This is a genomic window from Jiella marina (assembly GCF_024359545.1).
GTDB lineage: Bacteria > Pseudomonadota > Alphaproteobacteria > Rhizobiales > Rhizobiaceae > Jiella.
Genome location: NZ_JAKQZG010000037.1, coordinates 1 through 1,342, shown reverse-complemented (window position 1 = coordinate 1,342; position 1,342 = coordinate 1). Strand labels below are relative to the sequence as shown.

Below are 1,342 nucleotides of genomic sequence, written 5' to 3'. Positions count from 1 at the left end.
TGGAGTGCACCCTGTTTTGCCGGACAGTCGGCGGTTGGGTTTATGCACTGAGGCGGATGAACTCCCGAGGGGATCGGAACTTCAGGCCTGAGTGCGGGTGGATCTCGCAATAGTCCTCGATCCAGGCGGGCATCAGAGCGAGGATCGTTGCGGCGTCCGGCAGGATCGTGACGCGAGCGTAGTCGCGCTTCAACGTCTTTACGAAGGCCTCCGACATGCCATTCGACTCCGGGCTGCGGACCGGGGTGAAGATCTGCGCGAGACCGAGAGCAATCGCCGTGTCACCTGTCTGGGCGGCAATGTAGGCACTGCCGTTGTCGGACAGCCACTCGACCGGATGCGGCGTCCTGGTGCCGCCGAAGCGTCGCTCGACAGCGGTCACCATCAGATCGCGCACCATTTCGCCGGAGATGCCGGCATTGGCTACTGCCAGCCAGGCGATGATCTCTCGGTCGCACGCATCGAGCACGAAGAGAACACGGACGACTTCCCGGTTGCGGGCGTGGATCTCCAGATGATCCGAGCACCATCTCACGTTCGAGCGCAGAGCGATCACGACGCCCTCGTGTGTCCGTCCGGGACGGCGGGCGGTATGGCGCTCGAGGGTAAGCCCGTTCCTGCGCATGATCCGCAGGACCCGCTTGGCATTGATGGGCGGCTTCTCTTCGGCCCGGCGCTGCCGGTTCACGAGAGCCGCGACCCGTCGATAGCCGTAAGTGGGGCGCGCATCGATGATAGTGCGGATCAGCGGCAGGACCTCGGCGTCTTCGGCCTTGTGATACGGACCTCGCGGCTTCGGCGTGGTGCCGCGTCGCTCGTTGATGTGGGAACGAGCGACGTTCAGTGTCTCGGCCACGGCGCTCACCGCGAACCGTCCTTCGGATCGCTCCAGGACAGCAAGGGCGACGGCCGTTTTTTTGGGCGCGCGACCTCGAGAGCCTCCTTCAGGATCTCGTTCTCCAGCGTCTTGCGCCCGAGCAGCCGCTCCAGGTCCCGAACCCGCTTCTCCAAGTCCCGCACTCTCGATGTGCCGACGACGTCCTCGTCAGCCTGTACGGCAGCATAGCCGCCTTCAAGCATCCGGCGCTTCCAAGCGAAGAGCTGCGAGGGTGAGATGCCGGCCTGCCGGGCGACGTAGGAGACGCTCATCCCCGGCTGCATCGCTTCCTCGACGAGCCGGACCTTCTCAGCCGTCGACCAGCGGCGGCGCCGCTGCACAGAGGTAATGACTTCGACCCGTGAAAACGGGCCCTCCGAAGCTTTCGACATAGTCGTACTCATAGGCGGATGCCTATGCCTTATCGGCTATGCCGGCTGGCCGGTCAAAACGGGGTGCGGTCCA

General features: G+C 64.5%; 1 protein-coding gene. It reads right to left on the bottom strand.

The annotated features are described in order from the left end of the window. Nucleotides 1–40: 40 nt before the first annotated feature. A protein-coding gene (locus tag MF134_RS23765) for an IS3 family transposase (protein WP_457590048.1) occupies nt 41–1,281 on the bottom strand; the annotation gives its coding sequence in 2 pieces (ribosomal slippage) (nt 41–921 and nt 921–1,281; 1,242 coding nt in all). Nucleotides 1,282–1,342: the final 61 nt, after the last annotated feature.